We start from the raw sequence: 16,738 nt of genomic DNA on the forward strand, positions 1-16,738 counted from the left end.
CAGCGCTGGTAGGCGGTTTGCTGCTCTTTGGGAATCAGATTAGACAAACGAATCCTCGCCTTTTCCGCCTAAGACAATCTGTCCCTCGTCCGCCAGGCGGCGCACGATCTGCAGGATCTGTTTCTGCTGCGATTCCACTTCCGACAGGCGCACGGGGCCTTTCGACTCGAGGTCTTCGCGCATCATCTCGCCGGCGCGCTGCGACATGTTCTTGAAGATCTTGTCGCGCAGTTCCTGCGAGGCGCCTTTCAGGGCGATGATCAGCATTTCCGACTGCACTTCGCGCAGCAGCAGCTGGATGCCGCGGTCGTCGATATCGATCACGTTGTCGAACACGAACATTTCGTCCATGATCTTTTGCGCCATGTCATTGTCGTAATTCTTGATATTGTCCATGACGGAGCCTTCCTGCTCGCCGCTCATGAAGTTCAGGATCTCGGCCGCCGCGCGCACGCCGCCCAGCGACGATTTCTTGATGTTTTCGTTACCCGACAGCAGTTTCGTCAGCACGTCGTTGAGCTCGCGCAAGGCTGCCGGCTGGACGCCGTCCAGGGTGGCGATGCGCAGCACCACGTCGTTGCGCAGGCGGTCCGTGAAATGGCCGAGGATTTCGCAGGCCTGGTCGCGTTCCAGGTGGACCAGGATGGTGGCGATGATCTGCGGGTGCTCGTTGCGGATCAGCTCGGACACGGATTGCGAATCCATCCACTTCAGCGATTCGATGCCGGACGCATCCTTGCCGCCCAGTATGCGCGACAGCAGCACGGACGCCTTGTCGTCGCCCAGCGCCTTGGTGAGGACTTGTCGGATGTATTCGTCCGAATCGAGGCCGACGGTGGAATTGAGTTCCGTCTGCGCGCGGAAGTCGCCGAGCACCTCGACCACCTGTTCGTGCGCGATGCCCTTCATGGTGGCCATGGCGGCGCCCAGTTTCAGCACTTCGCGCGGGCCGAGGAATTTCATCACCTCGGCCGCTTCGCTCTCGCCCAGTGCCAGCATCAGGATCGATGCTTTTTGCAGTCCCGTTGTCTCAGTCATTATTGCCTATCCATGCTTTGATGACGTTGGCCACCACGCGCGGGTCTTCCTGCGCCAGTTTCCGGGCCATCGCCAGGTTTTCGCGGTAGCCGCGCGCCGTGTCTTCTTCCAGTTCTTCCAGCTCCGCTTCGCTGAGCAGGACTTCGTTTTCTTCGCCGTCCTTGGCTAGTTCCGGCTCGATGACGGGCGGCGGGGCGCCGAAATCGTCGATCTTGCGCATCACGGGGCGCAGCATCGGGCGCACGATCTTGATGAAGATATACAGCAGGATCAGGGCCGTGATGAGGAATTTTGCCAGTTCCTTGGCCAGCGGCAAGTTGGCCGGGTCGCGCCACCACTCCAGCTTGCCTTCCGGCGCGCGGTCGATGCCGTCGAACGGCGAGTTGGCCACGCTGAAGCTGTCGCCGCGTTCCTTGTTGTAGCCCATCGCTTCCTTGACCAGATTATTGATCTGGACCATTTCGGCAGGGGAAATCGGCTTGACCGTGACCTTGCCATCCTTGTCGAAGCTGCGGCGGTAGTTGACGACGACGGCCACCGACAGGCGGCGCAGGCCGCCCATGGATTTCTGTTCGTAGCGCACGGTCTTGTCGACTTCGTAATTCGTCGTCGATTCCTTTTGCGTCGGCGCCGTCGGTGCGCCGCCCGGGGCGCCCGGCGCCTCGGCCGTCAATGGCGCCGTGGCTACGCCCGGCGGCTGGTTCGACAGCGCGCCCGGCACGCCGGACGGGTTAGCATTGCCGGCGCCCGTCGATTCGCTCGTTTGCTGGCTGCGGATGGTGGACGCTTCCGGCGGCGAGTTCGGCTTGTAGGTTTCGGCCGCCTGCTCGCTTTGCGAAAAATCAACATCGGCCGTCGCTTCGGCGCGCACATTGCCTTCGCCGACGATGGGCAGCAGGATCGATTCGACCTGCTTGATCACGCTTTGCTGCAATTGCTGCACGTACTTCAGCTGGTTCGGATCCAGGCTCTTGATGCCGTTGGCACGGTCCTTATCCTTTTCCTGGTTCGACAGCAAGGTGCCGGCCTGGTCGACCACGGTGACATTGATCGGCAGCAATTCCGGCACGCTGGACGCCACCAGGTGCACGATGGCGCTCACCTGCAGCTGGTCCAGGCCGCGGCCCGGATGCAGGTTCAGCAGCACCGAAGCCGTCGGTTTTTGCTGTTCGCGCACGAAGACGGATGGTTTGGGCAGGGCCAGGTGGACTCTGGCCGTATCGACGGCGGACACGGATTCGATCGATTTCGCCAGCTCGCCCTCGAGCGCGCGCTGGAAATTGACCTGTTCCAGGAATTGCGATACGCCGAGCTTCTGGTTTTCCATCAGCTCGAAGCCCACGTTGCCGCCCTTCGGCAAGCCTTGCGCCGCCAGCTTCAGGCGCGCGTCGTGGACTTGCTCGGACGGCACGAGAATGGCGCCGCCGCCTTCGGAAAACTTGTGCTTGATGCCCAGCTGGTCCAGCGATGCGGTGATGGCGCCGCCGTCGCGGTCCGTGTAGTTGGAAAACAGCACCTTGTACTCGGGCGGCTGGTTCCACATGTACAGGGCCACGCCGATGGCGATCAGCGCCGCCACGCCCAGGCCGCGCAGGAAATTCTTGCCCATCGGCGTCTTGGCGAAGGCTTGCACGGATTCCACGGGCGAGCGGGCAGGCGCCGGTTCCGGCGGTATGCGGTTCACATCGATTTCTTCGGCTACAGCCATGATTGCCTTCCGGGGCGCGTGTATTTACGTATGTTAGGTAGTGCGTGGGGGCCGCTTCCACTGGAGGAGGGGCGATATGCAGAATTATCCGCCACTGTCACGCGCTTCAATCGTCCAAATAGAAGGCGCTTTTGCCGCCTGCTCGGCCGAGCGGCTGGCGTTGGCGCTGGTATTGTGGAACCCTGGCAACATGTGACGGAAGTTATTGTACCCGTCGTTGCCTTGCAGGCTGGAGTTTTGTTCTCTGGGTGCAACAGGCAAGGAACAGTTATGCAGCAGACCAGAATCGGGAGGCGAAGTGAAAACAGGCGGTATCGATAGCAGCAGGATCGAGGCGATGATCGCGCAACTGAAGTCGGCGGCCACGCGGCCGGAGGCGAAAATACCGGCGATCCAGACCGAGGCTCCGGCGGCGAAGGTGAATTTTGCCGACGCCTTCAAGAGCGCGCTCGATTCCGTGAGCGGCGCGCAGAAGGCCTCGTCGGCGCTGGGCCAGCGCTTTACCATGGGCGACGAAAAGGTCAGCCTGTCGGACGTGATGGTGTCGATGCAGAAGTCGAGCATCGAATTCCAGGCGACCGTGCAGGTGCGCAATAAATTAGTTTCTGCGTATCATGAGATCATGAACATGCAAGTTTAACTGTTGAGAACCCAAAACGAAGACTGGGGTCGGACCCGCCGGGTCCGACCCCGGCCCTGCGTTTTGGGTTAACTATGATCAGCCCAACCCTGCCATCCGTGCATTTCTCTCACGCTCCAGCCGCGTGATATAGCGCTGCACGTGCGCCAGCATGCTGCGCGGCAGGTCGACGAATTGGCAGCCCAGGCGGCGGTTCAGCTTGTTGTTCAGCAGGGTCATGTCCAGCGAATTGCGAATTTGCAAAGTTGCGGTGACGATGCCGACGTCGGGCAAGTCGATGCGGCAGCCGGGATAGTCCCTGCCGATGGTCTCGCCCAGCATCAGTTTATTGTCGAGGATGGCGATGCCGCCGCAGCTGATGTCGGCCAGCGGGAACAGCGTGTCGGCGCCGCCCAGCGATGGGGGCAGGGGAATCGCCACGCGCACGGGATTGCTCACGGGCGTCGTCATGCGGTAATACTCGCGCCGCTGCAAGCGGATCAATGTTTCTGGAATGGCAATTTTCAAGGCGGGCGTGCCGCCGTAGTTGCACTCTTCCACCAGGGCGCTGGCAAACAGGATGCGGATCTTGTCGAGCGAGGTTTCAAACGAGATGCCCGTGGCGGCCACCATGCGCCGGTTCTGGTCGGCGTTCACGGAACGGTCGAGGATGACGGTATTGCGTTCGGCATCGACTTCCAGGATGGAAGTGACGCACACATCGGATTCACCGTGGATCAGCATGCGGATCAGCTGGTTCTTTTCGCTGATGCCACGCAGCAAGGCGATGATTTCCCGCCGCGATTCCACTTCAAAATCGTGCCAGTTTTCGAGGCCGGAATCCATAATATGTGCTTGCATTGATGCCTGTCTATGTATCGGTGAGGTTGACGCTGGTGTCGGGCGGCGGCGGGATGGGCCCGCCATTCGCAGATTCAATATGATATAACCAGGCCAGCAGTTCCGCAATCGCCCGATACAGGCCCGGCGGAATCTGGCGGTCCAGGTCGACATCCATCAGCAAGGCCACCAATTCCTTCGATTCATGCACGAAGACGCCGTGTTCGCGCGCCGTGCTGATGATCTGATCCGCGATCAGGCCGCTGCCCTTGGCCACCACCTTGGGCGCCGGCGTGCCGCTCTGGTAGGCGAGGGCGACGGCCGTCTGCGGCACCTTGCGCCTGCTGTCGTCAAGCATCGCCGTCTCCAGCTGCCGCCGCCTGCGGCTTGCCGGCGATGCTCAGGGACGACAGGGGCCAGCCGGCCGCGGCTAGCGATGCTTCCAGGCGCGCCGCATGCTGGCGCAGGGTGTCGGCGCTGGCTTCGCTGCCGGCCTGCATCTGTATGGCCACGCTGCCGCCCTGCAACACCACGTGCGCCGCCAGGTCGCCCAGCAGGGGGAACTGGAAGCGCACATTGCTGCGCCAGGCCGTCGCTTCCTCGTCTCCGTCACGGCCCTCGTGCTGCTGTCCCTCCGGCGCATCGCGGCTGATATCCCACTGCATCTTCTGCCCGGGCCAGGCTTCGCCCTGCCACTGCACGCGCGCCTGTTCGTGCGTATGCAGCTGCAAATTGATCAGTTGCGCCGAAGCCAGGTCGGTGCCCGTCCTTGGGATGTCGCCCTGTGCCGCCTTCTGCATTTGCGGCTCCAGCAGCAGCGACGCCAGCGGCCGCTTGCCTTCGGCCCATTCGGCCACATGCGATTCATAGAACAGGCCACTGTTGCCGACGGCATCCTGCAGTTTCTGCGCCACCTGGGCGGGATTGGCGCCCGGCGTGGCCATCAGCGGCGTCTTGCCGACCAGCGCCAGGGGCGCGCCGGGCACGCTTTCCGCCTGGCTGAGCACGCTGCTGATGGCGCGCGCGGTGGTGCTCAGTTCGGGCGCTGGCGTGTCGCCGGCGAGGGCGGGCAGCAGATTGGCTGGCGTCAGGGGCGCCCGGCTGAGCAGGGTGGCGGCCGTGCTGCTGGCGCGCGTGCCGGCCTGGGCGGCGCCGGCCTGGGGGCCGCGCAGGTCGGCTGCCTCGGGCTCGGCTTCCGCGTCCGCATACGTCAGCAGGGTGCCGGCGGGCTGGTCGCGGTTATTGCCGATTTGAAAAGAGGGGCGGGGATTGATGCCGATCAAGGTCAGCGGGATTTCCGTGCCCGCCTGGGCGCCGGCCGGCAGCTGCATGCGGGCCGGCGTGCCGGCCACGCGCACGAGGAAGCTGCCGTCGCCCATGCGGGCCAGCACCTGTCCCTGCATGGATTTGCCGATCAGTCCCTGCAGCGAGCGCTGGAACTCCGCCTGGCGCGGGTCGGCCACGGCATCGGCCGGACGCGTGACCTTGACCGGGGTCAAGGGTGTCATGCCGATCGCATCCATCTTCGGCAACATGATAGCTGACCTTGCCCCGTGGGCGTTTAGACGCCGTAGGCGTTGACCAGGCGCCGCTCGGTGCCCGTGCTGCTGATCAGCTTGGACAGTTGCGCCATCCACGGCATGGTCAGGTCGCGGATCTTGCGGTCGTCTTCCAGGATCTGCTTGATCAGGGCGACCTTGCGCTGGCGGCCGGCGCTTTCCAGCACGATTTTTGCTTCATTCGCCTTCAGCGCGGCCACATGCGCGCTGACTTGCTGCTCCAGCGCTTCGAGCGCGTCCCAGTCGGCGTTGCCGGCGGCGGTCACCATCCGGCCCGTCAGGGACTGCATGGTTTCGTAGGTGGTCAGGACTTCTTGATGGGTCATCATGGATCAGGCGCTCGCAAGGCTGGGCATACGTTTCAGATCGGCGCCGGGAATGGCGGCGGGGGTGGAACCAATGGCGTTCCAGGTTTCACGCAAGTCGGTGAGCAGGCGCTGCACTTCTTCCAGCACGCTGATATCGTTGTTCAGGTTGGCCGTCAGCAGGCGCGCGCTCATGTATTCATACAGGGCGTCGAGGCCTTCGGCGATCTCGCCGCCCGCGTCCTTGTCCAGGCTGGCGCGCAAGCCATTGTCGATGATCTGGATGGCTTTCGAGATGGACTTGCCTTTTTCCGGCACATTGCCCGATTTCATGTGCACTTGCGCGCTGAGCACGGCCACCAGGGCGCCGTCGTACAGCATCACGATCAGCTTGTGCGGCGAGGCCGAGACGATGCCCGTTTCCAGGCCGACCTTGGCATAGGCGTTGACGCCGCGTTGTTGGGTTCCAAACATGTAATTCTCCTGATGATTGGGCTTAACGGTTGGCGGCGATGGCGGCCAGCTGCTGGGTCAAATATGATTGCGTGGTCGCCAGGCTGCTCAGAGTCACGTCAAGGCGCGAATACTGGGCGCGGTAGCGCGCCTCGATCGTGCTCAGCTTGTCCGAGAAACGCTGGCGTTGCTCGGCCACTTGCGTGATGCTGTCGTTGATGCCTTTGGTGCGGCTGGTGATCATGCCGCCCGTGCCGAGAAAGGACGTGGCCAGATTGTTCAGCTGATAAGCGTAGCCTTGCGAAAAACTAATATTGCCGCGTGAACCGATGGTGCCGCCGGTAATTTCTACTTTCAAACCTTCCGCTGGCGATCCGGCGGCCCCAGTCAGACTCTGGCCGGACCCGACGACCGGTTGTCCGCCTATGGTGCCGGCCACGTCAGTGCCGACGGTTGGCGTGGCGCCGCCAAACAGGCCGTCAATGGGCGTGCCCGTGCCATTCGAAATGGCAATATTGGAGACGGAGCCATAACGGGCTGATGCCACGCTGAGCTTGCCGTCGCCATCAATAGTGGCGGCCACCGAGGAACCCGTATCGGAAAAGGCCTTGATGCCATTGATCGACGACTGGATCAGGCTCGCCAGTTGAGTGGGGGTATAGCTGCCGGCAGGAATGATCACTTTGGCGGTATTTTTCGCCACCGCCGGCGTGCTGTCATTCAGGGTTACGTTCCACACGGTATCGCTGCCAATCACGGTGCTGGCGGGCAGGGCCGCATTGCCTTTCAGCGTGCCCTGGCTGGCCATGTTCGTCACGTTCAGCGCATACGTGCCGGGCTTGGTGGCCGAGGTGGAACTGGTGAAGGATACGGTGCTGTCGGTGGTCTTGCCCAAGGCTGCAAACAGGCCCGCGACATCGGAAAAGTTCGCGCCAATTGCCTTGTCCAGCTTGGCCGTGTCCAAGGTCAGGCTGCCATCCTTTTGAAACGAAATGCCGACCTGGCTCATGGTGGTCAGGTTACCCGTCAGGCCGGTAATCGGCATGCCCATCTGTTTGCGCAACTGGCTCTGGATGGAAAGGGCGGTGGAGTCTCCCAGCAGCAGGCCGGCTGCCTTGGTATCGGGATCGTACGAGGTCAGCTTGGCCATTGCCGTATTCAACTCGTTGTACGCCTTGACGAAGGCATTGATGCTGGTCTTGACGGTGGAAATGTCTTTTGAGACGGAAAGGTTGGTTGAACCTACCTTCGCCACGTTGATGGTCACGCCCTCGATGGCGCTGTCGATGCTGTTCGAACTATTTGTGATGGGAATGCCATTGACGCTGAGCTGCGTATTTTGCGCAGCGCTGTTCTGTTTCAAGTTTTGCACGCCGGAGGGGTCATACGCCAGCAGCGCTGTCAACGCGCTGTCGGCTGGCTGACCGTCGCTGCCGCTCAGCGTGATTTTCATCGCCGAACTGGCGCCCGTCTTGGTCGACGCAAGCACCAGGTGAAAAGGCTTGTCCGTGCCGTCTGAGACGATGCTCGCTGTTACGCCTAGTCCGGCGTTGTTGATGGCGTCGCGGATACCTTGCAGGGTATTGTTGCTCGAATCGATCACCACCGACCCCGTCGACTGGTTGCCGTCCTGGGTGAAGTTGGTATCCATGTAGGCGCCGCCGGAGCCGGCCGTCAAGCCAGCGGCGGCAGGGTTGCTGCCGCCGATCGTGATGGGGCTGGCGTTGCTGGAAGCCAGTGTGATCGAGCTGGCGATGGTGACATTGGAGCCGTCATTGACGGCGCCGGCCGCGTGCCCTATGCCGCCGCGGGTGTCGCCCGTGACGACTTCTTCAATGTTCAGGTTGGAACCGTCGGCACGCGTGAATTTCAGGGTGCCGTCGGCGGCCTTGCCGGTGACCGTGATGTTGGCCGCCGCCAAGGCATTCGAGACGGAATTCGGTCCCTCCAGCGTCGTGTCGAGGCTGGCAGCAGTCAGGCCTGCGCCAGCCGCCACATTTTCACCTTGCGTGAAGATCTCGACGCCACCGACCGACAGCGAGTAGCTGCTGCCTGCGGCTGTGCTGACATTGCCAAAAACGCTGAACATGGCCGGATCGGACGATACCGGTTGTGCCGTGGCCGTGACGCCGGTGGTGCTGCTCTTGGCATTGATGGCTTCTGCCAGTGCACGCGCGCTCTTGGTGGTGGCGTCAGTGGGGATGGCCGTGCCGTTGATGCTCAGCGAACCGTTGTTAATGCCGGTGAGCAAGGTATTACCGCTGAGTTTGGTACCAGCGAGGCCAAAGGTGCCGCCGCCAACCGAGCCAAGCTGGAAGGAAATGGTGGTTTTGGCACCCAGGCCAATATTCGAAAGCTTGCTCGACATGCCGCTCGTGGTCAGTGTCTGCGCCTGTGCCATCTGGCTGACATTGATGTTGTAGCTGCCGGCGACGGCCTTGGCGCCGGCCGTTGCCGTCAGGATCAACGGATCGGTCGGCGTGGCCGACACTGCCCGGAAGTTATCCGTTTTGCTCAGCGAAGAGAGCGAATTCTGGAAGGTGCTGATCGTACCGCTCAGAGTGCCGAGTGCACTCAGCTTTGCCTGGTACGAGGCGGTTTTTTTGTCGTAGGTACCCAGTGGCACCGATTCCGCCGTCATCAGCTTCTCGATGATGGCATTCACATCCAGCGTGCTGTTGCCGATGCCTGGAGAGGATAAGGTTGGTGTGATGGCCACTGCATGCTCCTAGGAAAACACTAATATAAGCTGTTATCGGCAGATTCAATCAGGACTTGAGAGGGGGATTTACCGCGTTGTTTTCAATTCGGGCCAGAATGCGGGCTGGCGCGTGAAAATGATTGTTAAACTGGAATAATAATACGGGGTCCGGCAGGCAAGCTGCGGACCCCGATGTCGTGCCGATGCATGGCGATACACTGCTGCGCGTACGGACGGAGCTTCATCCGTCAGACGCTTTGACTGATCAGGGAGCCTTTGGCCGAGTCGAAGGCCTTGGCCAGCGCCAATGCTTCCTTGGTCGGGATCTGCCGCAGCACTTCCTTGGTTTCCTGGTCTATCACTTTGACCACCGTGCGCTGGCTATCTTCATCGATGGCAAATTCCAGGCCCTGCGTCTTGGTTTGCGATGACTGGTTCAGTTCTGATACCGCCTGATCCAGCTGGGCACGGCTTGGTTCCGGGCTGTGTTGCTGCAGTGCCACTGCGTCATGGGTGTCGGCGCTGCGCGGTGCGGCGCTGCGGGCCGGCGGTATGTCTGCCGAGGTGTAACTTTTATCAATCCGGCTCGCCGGGGCGGCCGCTATCGTCTCAATAGTCATGGTGCTCTCCTAGTGAAAATTCCCCTGCCGAAAAAATCCGGCAGGGGAACCTGAGTCCTGCGATGTTACGAGGCTAATCGAAGATTAGCCGCGCAGCAGGCTCAGCACGCCGTTAGGCAGCGAGTTCGCTTGCGCCAGCATGGCGGTACCGGCTTGTTGCAGGATCTGGCCACGGGTCAGGCTGGCCGTTTCCGCAGCAAAGTCGGTATCGACGATGCGGCTGCGCGACGAGGACAGGTTTTCCGTGGTCGATTGCAGGTTCGAAATCGCCGACGAGAAGCGCGATTGCAAAGCACCGTACTGGGCGCGTTGGCCGTTGACGCGGGCCAGGGCTGCATCAGCAACTTTCAGTGCCGATTGTGCGCCATCAAACGTGGTGACGTCGATGTCAGCAACGGAGCTCAGTTTCGATACACCCGTGGCGCCCGTGCCGGTGGCAAATGCGGAAGCATCGGTCACGGCGAAGCTGCTGTCCGAATCGTAGGTCACGTGGCCGTTGACGACTGCCGTGGCAGCTGCTGCCGTAGGCGTGACGCCAGCTACCACTGCGTTGGTCGTGTGGTTGTAGCTGCCGACGGCGAACGTCGTATTAGCCGCTGTGCCGGAGTTTTTCAAGTTGATGTCCGCGCCGGTGGCATGGTTCAGCTTGATACCGCCGTTTTTGGCATCGTATTCGGCGGTAATGCCGGTTTTTGCCGATTGCGCATTGAAGGCGTTGATACCTGCGGCATAGTCCGAGGCCGTTTGACCGGCGCCAACCGAGAACGAAACGGTCACGGCGTTGGCGTTGTCGCCTTTTACATCGATCGAATACGCTTCGTTCGAACCCAGTGCCAGGTTGGCTTCGGTGGATGCCGTTGCCGTCACGCCGGTGCTCGACGTCAGTTTGTTCACGCCGGCAGCGATACCCTTGGCCGTTTCAGTGGCGGCGGTGGTGTTATAGGTTGCCGTACCGAGCGAGCCGGAAATCTTGATGGCCTTGGTGGCGGCATCGGCGTTCGAGGTGGCGAGTACAACGGCCGAGTCGTTTGCAACGCGGTTATTCCCGTAGGTATTCGTCAGGAAGTTCGCGCCACTGGCGGAAATCAGCTGATTCGCGTCGGCGCCGACCTGGAAGTTGGCCGTACCCATGGTGCCATCCAGCAGCGCCTGGCCGTTGAACGAGGTGGTTTGGGCGATACGGTTCAATTCCGAGCTCAGTTGGCCAACCTCGGTTTGCAGCGCCTGGCGGTCGCTCGACGAGTTGGTGGCGTTCGACGATTGCACGGCCAGTTCGCGGATACGTTGCAGGATGTCGCCCGAGCTCGACAGTGCGCCCTCGGCCGTTTGAGCCAGCGAGACGCCGTCGTTGGCATTGCGGGTGGCTTGGGTCATGCCGCGGATTTGCGACGTCATACGGTCGGAAATCGCCAGACCAGCAGCGTCATCCTTGGCGCTGTTAATACGCAGACCGGAGGACAAGCGTTGCAGCGAGGTGCTCAGGGCCGACTGCGAGGTCGACAGGTTGCGTTGCGAATTCAGGGACGAGATGTTGGTGTTAATTACTGCAGCCATGATAATTCTCCAGACAGGTACTACATTGCGCTATGTGCTATTCACTTTGGCCTGCCCCGCTGTTCCGGGGCAATCAAGCCGCTGTTGTTTAGGGTAACGGTTGCTCTGCGGGAAAATTTATGGCGAAAAACGCTTTAAATTTTAATTTTTAGCCCTTCAGTTTGCCGCTGGCCGTGCGCTAGACGACATGGTTTAGAGAAACTTGAGGGTAGAAAAAGTTTTATTTTCATATCGCAGGGATACTGCCGAAGCGCTGGAACGGGAGAAAATGTTGTTGTTTTGGAATGGAAAATGCCGTCCAGCCGGGTGGCGGGACGGCATGTGACGTGGAATGGGCGTCATCGGCCACTATCCGGGCCTTCGTTGGGCAGGAGCAGGGACACGCTGCGGTAAAGGTGATCAGGATCTTTTTAAAGAAGTAATAGGGCGAACGCCGTGTTCGTAGCCAATCCATAGCATGTTATTCGTCAGTTGTTGCGTTCAGGCTTTCCGACGGCGCCGTATGATGAAACCCATCATGCCTAAACCGGTAAGTAACATGGCATAAGTTTCGGGTTCGGGAACTGCGGAGGTAAAAGTCAGCGACAACTTTTGAGCACCTGATGGGAAAATGGTGGCGTCAGTCCAGTTTTGTCCCTCGATGGCGGACTTCATCATGAATCCCACAGGCGTGCCATTCTTATAAGCCTTGTTCAGATATTCTGTCAGGTCGATGGGTTTATTTTGCTTTTTGTCGGTTGCTGTCTTTGCTACCAATCCTCCGATGGCTTTTGGAGCGGTGTAATAATTAAAGGATACCCAATTACCATCGGTAAGATACACCTCCATGCTACGGCCAGTCGTCGGTGTCCATAACAGCCCTGATGTCAGGGTGAGGGAGGGGTCGTAGGCGGGTAAGATGAATTTCTCATACAGGCGGGTATATCCACCGCCAAAGACAGCCCCTACGCCACCATTATCGAAGGTATTTGTGGTGCCGTTGTTGTAAAAAGTTGATAGATGCGTGCTGCTTGAAATGGAAATTTCTTTGACCGCAGCCTGGGAGGACGCTGGCATGATTGCAGCCATACAGATTGCGAGTGCGAGTACCTTATTTGATGCTTTATCATTAATGCACTTAAGTAAATCTCTTTTCATATGACATGCCCTAAATTGGTTGATTTAATAAAAATGTTTATATAATTGCAATTATACTGCCGTGTGTAATCTCTTCCCATAACAAATGGGATTGCTATCTTATATTGGCAATTGAGTCATTAAAACGATTTCGGTTAATTTTTTGGTAATTGGCCGAATAAGTTTTATCGATAGTGTTCGAAACAATGTGATTGAGATGCAGTGCATTGCTCCGCACTGCAGGAACTCAGTCGGCCACCACCACCCGGTTCTTGCCCGTCTGCTTGGCCTGGTACATGGCGCGGTCGGCGCGCTTGACAAGTTCGGCCTGGTCTTCGTTGGGCAGGCGCAGGGCCACGCCGGCGGAGAAGGTGATCAAGACTTTTTCGTTGTCGTGCAAGAAGAAATGCCTGGTCAGCTCGCGTTGCAAACGCGTCATCGTCGACGAGGCAGCCTCGACCGTGGTTTCCGGCAGCAGGATGAGGAATTCCTCGCCGCCGAAGCGGGCGATGACGTCCATCGAGCGCAGGGTTTCCTTGACGATCTTGACCAGGTGTTTCAGCGCGGCGTCGCCGGCCAGGTGGCCATAGGTGTCGTTCAGGCGCTTGAAATCGTCCAGGTCCAGCATGGCGATGCACAGCGGCGTGCCGCGGCGGTCCGAGCGGGCCGTCTCGCGCTCGAACACGTCGTCCAGGCCACGGCGGTTCAGGCTGCCCGTCAGCTGGTCTTCCCGCACCAGCTCGCTCATATGCTGGAGCTTGGCTTCCAGCGTGTGGATGCGCTGTTCCGCGTCCTGCACTTCCTGGCGCGCCAGCACCATCTTGTCGCGCGCGCGCAAGGCTTCGTTCTGCACCATGCGCGTTTCGCGCAAGACTTCGTCGAGAACGCTGTTCAGTTCGCTGATATTTTCCGCCTGGCTGATCTTTTCCGAATAGCCGCCGATCTTTTCATGGAAGTCGCCCGTGCTGGCCGCCACTTGCCCCAGGCGGTCGATGAAGGTCATCATCATGTTCTTGACCGTCAGCTTGACGTCGGACAGGCTGTGCTTGAGCTGGCTCTGCTTGTAGATGACTTCCTTCAGGCTGCGCGTGGCGTCTTCCAGCGCGCGCTGGTCGAGCGGACCGGCGATCAGGTTCTGCACGGCGTCGACCTGGCCGCGCAGCCAGCTGTCGTCGTCGAGCAGCTGGCTGACGTTGTCGAGCAGCAGCTTGAACAGGCGCAGCAGCAATTCCTGCTGCTCGGCCGTGTCGCCGCTTTTCAGTTCGATCTGGTAGCACAGCTGCTTCAGGCGCAGGGCCGCTTCGTTCAGCGCTTCTTCCGTATGCGCCTGCTTGATGGCCGCGCCCAAGGACTCTGCCTCTTCCACGAGCGCGGGCGTGCCCGTCAGCAAGGTGGCGACGGCAAAGCCCAGGGTGCGGCTGAGCAATTCACGCAGGGTGCGCGTCTGTTCGCCGTCCGGCAGGGGCGGCAATTCGATGCCGCCGCCTTTCTTGACCTGTTTTTCGGCCAGTTGCGCCAGCGTGCGCGCATAGCTGTCCCAGTCGCGCGCTTTCAGGGCGCGCTGGAAACGCTTGCCAAAGTCGCCCAGTTCGCCCGCCGATTCGCTCATCTTGGCGGCGAATTGCGCCAGGACGTTTTCCGCGCCGCTCTCCGCGCCTTTTTCCACATTGGCGCTGGCGGCCAGCACGGCGGCCGGCGCGGCAGGGCTGTCCGCCGCTTCGCTGATGCCGGCGATTTCATTGTAGATGTCGCGGTAGGCGCTCGGCGTCGGGGCGATGCGGCGCGTGGCCAGGCGGCGAAACGCTTCGCGGGCGATATCGGCCGGGTTCATCGCCGCGGCGGCGGTATTCGTGGCGCCAGCGGGAGCGCCTGCTGGTGAAGATGGCAATTTACTGGACATGTAGGCACAGCCTTTTCAGATATTTCTCATTATCCTCATGATATGCGAGTTGGCAAAGAACTTATTGTGCGAGAAGCAAGGAGAAGTCCTGTCAATTCGCCCGATGCCAGCGGGCATGCCGCTTTGCCGTCAATCCACCAGCTGGTTGCGGATGGCGTAATGCGTCAGTTCGGCGCTGTTCTTGAGTTTCATCTTGACGAGTAAACGGGCGCGGTATTCGCTGACGGTTTTCACGGACAATTTGAGCTCTTCGGCGATGGCGCCCACCGCCTTGCCCGAGGCAATCATGACCAGGGTCTGGTATTCGCGGTCCGACAAGGTGTCGTGCAAGGCCGTTTCGTGGTCTTCACCCACCGTGTTGGCCAGTTCCTGCGCCAGCGAGGCGCTGATGTATTTCAATCCCTGCGCCACCTGGCGGATGGCCGTGACCAGTTCGCGCGGCGCGCTCTGTTTCGTCAGGTAGCCGGCCGCACCCGCCTTGAGCGAGCGGATGGCGTACTGGTCTTCGCGGTGCATGGAGAGCATGAGCACGGCCAGTTCCGGCTTTTCCTTCTTGATCTGCTTGAGTACCTCGATGCCGCTGCGGTCGGGCAGGGAGATGTCGAGCAGCAACACCTGGCATTTCGAGCCGCGGAACAGTTTGATGGCGTCGTGGCCATTTTCAGCCTCGCCGGCCACGATGATGTCCTTCGTGTCGGCGAGGATTTGCTTCAAGCCTTCGCGCACGATCGCGTGATCGTCGGCGATGAATACCCGGATGGTGGCTTTTTCTTTCATGACTGCGTTGTTTCCTATCTGAATCCCTGCGCCCTGCGGCGGCCCTGTGGCCTTATGGCGATCCGCTTTGCGCTGGTGCGCTGGCTGCAGCCGCTATTATCGCCTCTCGCGGCGTGGTCAGCCGGATTTTTATGCGCAGGATGGTGCCGCCGTCCGGCCCGTCCATCAGGCTCAGGCTGCCGCCCAGCGCGCTGGCCCGTTCGGCCATGCCGCGGATGCCGAACGACTGCGGCTTGGCGCGGTCGGACAGGCGCATGCCGACGCCATTGTCGGCGATTGACAGGCTGATGTGTTGGCGCTGCCGTGCCAGGCGCACGCTGACCTTGCTCGCCTGCGCATGCTTGGCGATATTCGTCAGCGCCTCCTGGGCGATGCGGAACAGGCTGGTCGCCTGGTCCAGTTCCAGTTCGATATGTTGGCGATTGGAAATGAACTGGCACTCGATGCCGGCCTGGCGCGCGAATTCCTTGACTTGCCAGTCCAGCGCGGCGACCAGGCCCAGGTCCAGCATGGACGGGCGCAAGTCCAGCGAAATGCGGTGCACGGCGTCGATGCTGCGGTCGACGAGGGCATCGACATAGTCGGCCTTTTCCTGCAGCAGCGGGTCGTCCGGCGGCAGGCGGCGCGCCAGCATGGCCAGCGCCATCTTGATCGCCGTCAAATTGCCGCCCAGGTCATCGTGCAGTTCGCGCGCCAGGCGCGTGCGTTCGTGTTCCTTGACCTTGTCGATATGCGCCGTCAGCTCGGCCAGGCGTGCGCGCGACTGGCGCACTTCGATCTGTTCCAGCCGGCTTTCCGTGATATTCGTCATGATGCCTTCCCACTGCACCGTGCCGCCGGCCAGCGCGCGCGGCGTCGAGCGCAGATTGATCCATTTGACGTCCTTCCAGGCATCGATCCAGATGCGGCCTTCCCAGTTCCAGCTCCACAAGGCGTTTTTTGAGGCCTGCATCGATTCCAGATACGAGGCGCGGTCGTCGGCCAGGATCAACTGGTAGAACAGTTCCGGGCGCGCGTGCAGCTGTGCCGGACTCAGGCCCAGCAGGGCCTGGCAGCCGTCGCTCAGGTAGGCAAAGGACGCCCGTCCATCCGCATGCAGGCAGAACTGGTACACGAGGCCCGGCGTATTCGACACGATGGCATTGAAGCGCGACTGCACCTGGGCCAGGGCGGCGGCCGTTGCCTGCGGCGTGCGCAAGTCTTCGCCCTCGGCGAGCAGCAGGGCGCGCCCCTGGCGCTGGGTGCGCGACAGGTGCAGGCTGAGCGAATACAGGCTGCCATCGCGGCGCCGTTGCTGCACGTGCAGCCGGGCTTGCGCGCCGATGCTGTCGTCCAGGGCGGCCAGCACGGCGGCCAGCTGCTGCGCCTCGAGCTGCGGCGCCAGGGTGAAGGGCGTCATCGCCAGCAATTCCTTGCGCGCATACTGCAAGTTGTCGCAGGCGGCATCGTTGGCGTCCAGCAATTGCAAGCTGGCCGCGTCGTACAGGTAGATTTCCGGCGCCGCCGCGCGCAGGGCGGCGGCCAGCCGGGGCGTGTCGTGCATGGAGT

16 protein-coding genes are annotated in these 16,738 nt (G+C 61.0%); 1 reads left to right on the forward strand and 15 read right to left on the reverse strand.

What is annotated here, in order from left to right; genetic code table 11:
* Positions 1 to 39: 39 nt before the first annotated feature.
* The 3 genes from fliG to ACRHIG_RS09915 all read right to left on the reverse strand — a co-directional run bounded on the left by fliG (position 40) and on the right by ACRHIG_RS09915 (position 3,187).
* Entirely contained in the window at positions 40 to 1,038 is a 999-nt protein-coding gene (gene fliG, locus ACRHIG_RS09905) for a flagellar motor switch protein FliG (RefSeq protein ID WP_034754023.1), read from the reverse strand.
* Positions 1,031 to 2,746 carry a flagellar basal-body MS-ring/collar protein FliF gene (gene fliF / locus ACRHIG_RS09910; protein WP_058049019.1) on the reverse strand — a complete coding sequence of 572 codons (1,716 nt, stop codon included), beginning with the start codon at positions 2,744 to 2,746 and terminating at the stop codon, positions 1,031 to 1,033. The genes fliG and fliF overlap by 8 nt, the downstream gene beginning before the upstream one ends.
* Positions 2,747 to 2,830: 84 nt before the next feature.
* On the reverse strand, positions 2,831 to 3,187 hold the full coding sequence (locus ACRHIG_RS09915) for a hypothetical protein (protein WP_489630921.1): 357 nt from the start codon (positions 3,185 to 3,187) through the stop codon (positions 2,831 to 2,833).
* Here ACRHIG_RS09915 and fliE point away from each other — a divergent pair.
* On the forward strand, positions 3,084 to 3,386 hold the full coding sequence (gene fliE, locus ACRHIG_RS09920; protein ID WP_474295863.1) for a flagellar hook-basal body complex protein FliE: 303 nt from the start codon (positions 3,084 to 3,086) through the stop codon (positions 3,384 to 3,386). The genes ACRHIG_RS09915 and fliE overlap by 104 nt on opposite strands.
* 78 nt (positions 3,387 to 3,464) lie before the next feature.
* Here the strand turns inward: fliE and ACRHIG_RS09925 are convergent, their stop codons facing one another.
* The 12 genes from ACRHIG_RS09925 to ACRHIG_RS09980 form a co-directional block, all read right to left on the reverse strand.
* The gene (locus tag ACRHIG_RS09925) at positions 3,465 to 4,211 is read right to left on the reverse strand and encodes a flagellar brake protein (RefSeq protein WP_475416608.1); all 747 of its coding nucleotides are present in this window, start codon (positions 4,209 to 4,211) and stop codon (positions 3,465 to 3,467) included.
* A 25-nt stretch (positions 4,212 to 4,236) separates the two neighbouring features.
* On the reverse strand, positions 4,237 to 4,563 hold the full coding sequence (locus ACRHIG_RS09930) for an EscU/YscU/HrcU family type III secretion system export apparatus switch protein (RefSeq protein WP_034754014.1): 327 nt from the start codon (positions 4,561 to 4,563) through the stop codon (positions 4,237 to 4,239).
* Complete coding sequence (fliK, locus tag ACRHIG_RS09935; protein WP_489630062.1) at positions 4,556 to 5,713, reverse strand: flagellar hook-length control protein FliK; 1,158 nt, start codon at positions 5,711 to 5,713, stop codon at positions 4,556 to 4,558. The genes ACRHIG_RS09930 and fliK overlap by 8 nt, the downstream gene beginning before the upstream one ends.
* A gap of 53 nt (positions 5,714 to 5,766) precedes the next feature.
* Positions 5,767 to 6,093: a flagellar protein FliT gene (locus ACRHIG_RS09940; protein ID WP_475416606.1), complete on the reverse strand. Its 327-nt coding sequence runs from the start codon at positions 6,091 to 6,093 to the stop codon at positions 5,767 to 5,769.
* 3 nt (positions 6,094 to 6,096) lie between these two features.
* Complete coding sequence (gene fliS / locus ACRHIG_RS09945; protein ID WP_489630063.1) at positions 6,097 to 6,543, reverse strand: flagellar export chaperone FliS; 447 nt, start codon at positions 6,541 to 6,543, stop codon at positions 6,097 to 6,099.
* A gap of 22 nt (positions 6,544 to 6,565) precedes the next feature.
* Positions 6,566 to 9,241: a flagellar filament capping protein FliD gene (gene fliD / locus ACRHIG_RS09950; protein WP_489630064.1), complete on the reverse strand. Its 2,676-nt coding sequence runs from the start codon at positions 9,239 to 9,241 to the stop codon at positions 6,566 to 6,568.
* 230 nt (positions 9,242 to 9,471) lie between these two features.
* Positions 9,472 to 9,843, reverse strand: coding sequence for a flagellar protein FlaG (locus ACRHIG_RS09955; RefSeq protein ID WP_475417962.1), 372 nt, complete (start codon positions 9,841 to 9,843; stop codon positions 9,472 to 9,474).
* An 84-nt stretch (positions 9,844 to 9,927) separates the two neighbouring features.
* Positions 9,928 to 11,397 carry a flagellin N-terminal helical domain-containing protein gene (locus ACRHIG_RS09960; protein ID WP_475417961.1) on the reverse strand — a complete coding sequence of 490 codons (1,470 nt, stop codon included), beginning with the start codon at positions 11,395 to 11,397 and terminating at the stop codon, positions 9,928 to 9,930.
* 480 nt (positions 11,398 to 11,877) lie between these two features.
* Positions 11,878 to 12,534, reverse strand: coding sequence for a PEP-CTERM sorting domain-containing protein (locus ACRHIG_RS09965; RefSeq protein WP_489630065.1), 657 nt, complete (start codon positions 12,532 to 12,534; stop codon positions 11,878 to 11,880).
* Positions 12,535 to 12,760: 226 nt separating this feature from the next.
* Positions 12,761 to 14,344, reverse strand: a complete 1,584-nt coding sequence (locus ACRHIG_RS09970; RefSeq protein ID WP_489630784.1) for a GGDEF domain-containing protein — start codon at positions 14,342 to 14,344, stop codon at positions 12,761 to 12,763.
* 198 nt (positions 14,345 to 14,542) lie between these two features.
* Positions 14,543 to 15,190, reverse strand: a complete 648-nt coding sequence (locus ACRHIG_RS09975) for a response regulator (RefSeq protein ID WP_034753998.1) — start codon at positions 15,188 to 15,190, stop codon at positions 14,543 to 14,545.
* A 52-nt stretch (positions 15,191 to 15,242) separates the two neighbouring features.
* Positions 15,243 to 16,733: a sensor histidine kinase gene (locus ACRHIG_RS09980; protein WP_489630066.1), complete on the reverse strand. Its 1,491-nt coding sequence runs from the start codon at positions 16,731 to 16,733 to the stop codon at positions 15,243 to 15,245.
* Positions 16,734 to 16,738: the final 5 nt, after the last annotated feature.

Source organism: Janthinobacterium sp. C22 (genome assembly GCF_057919405.1).

What these genes read in the sequence shown, in the direction of transcription:
- fliG (WP_034754023.1), bottom strand. Translation starts at nt 1,038, where the DNA reads ATGACTGAGACAACGGGACTGCAAAAAGCATCGATCCTGATGCTGGCA.
- fliF (WP_058049019.1), bottom strand. Translation starts at nt 2,746, where the DNA reads ATGGCTGTAGCCGAAGAAATCGATGTGAACCGCATACCGCCGGAACCG.
- fliE (WP_474295863.1), top strand. Translation starts at nt 3,084, where the DNA reads ATGATCGCGCAACTGAAGTCGGCGGCCACGCGGCCGGAGGCGAAAATA.
- ACRHIG_RS09925 (WP_475416608.1), bottom strand. Translation starts at nt 4,211, where the DNA reads ATGGATTCCGGCCTCGAAAACTGGCACGATTTTGAAGTGGAATCGCGG.
- ACRHIG_RS09930 (WP_034754014.1), bottom strand. Translation starts at nt 4,563, where the DNA reads ATGCTTGACGACAGCAGGCGCAAGGTGCCGCAGACGGCCGTCGCCCTC.
- fliK (WP_489630062.1), bottom strand. Translation starts at nt 5,713, where the DNA reads ATGACACCCTTGACCCCGGTCAAGGTCACGCGTCCGGCCGATGCCGTG.
- ACRHIG_RS09940 (WP_475416606.1), bottom strand. Translation starts at nt 6,093, where the DNA reads ATGATGACCCATCAAGAAGTCCTGACCACCTACGAAACCATGCAGTCC.
- fliS (WP_489630063.1), bottom strand. Translation starts at nt 6,543, where the DNA reads ATGTTTGGAACCCAACAACGCGGCGTCAACGCCTATGCCAAGGTCGGC.
- ACRHIG_RS09955 (WP_475417962.1), bottom strand. Translation starts at nt 9,843, where the DNA reads ATGACTATTGAGACGATAGCGGCCGCCCCGGCGAGCCGGATTGATAAA.
- ACRHIG_RS09960 (WP_475417961.1), bottom strand. Translation starts at nt 11,397, where the DNA reads ATGGCTGCAGTAATTAACACCAACATCTCGTCCCTGAATTCGCAACGC.
- ACRHIG_RS09965 (WP_489630065.1), bottom strand. Translation starts at nt 12,534, where the DNA reads ATGAAAAGAGATTTACTTAAGTGCATTAATGATAAAGCATCAAATAAG.
- ACRHIG_RS09970 (WP_489630784.1), bottom strand. Translation starts at nt 14,344, where the DNA reads ATGAACCCGGCCGATATCGCCCGCGAAGCGTTTCGCCGCCTGGCCACG.
- ACRHIG_RS09975 (WP_034753998.1), bottom strand. Translation starts at nt 15,190, where the DNA reads ATGAAAGAAAAAGCCACCATCCGGGTATTCATCGCCGACGATCACGCG.
- ACRHIG_RS09980 (WP_489630066.1), bottom strand. Translation starts at nt 16,733, where the DNA reads ATGCACGACACGCCCCGGCTGGCCGCCGCCCTGCGCGCGGCGGCGCCG.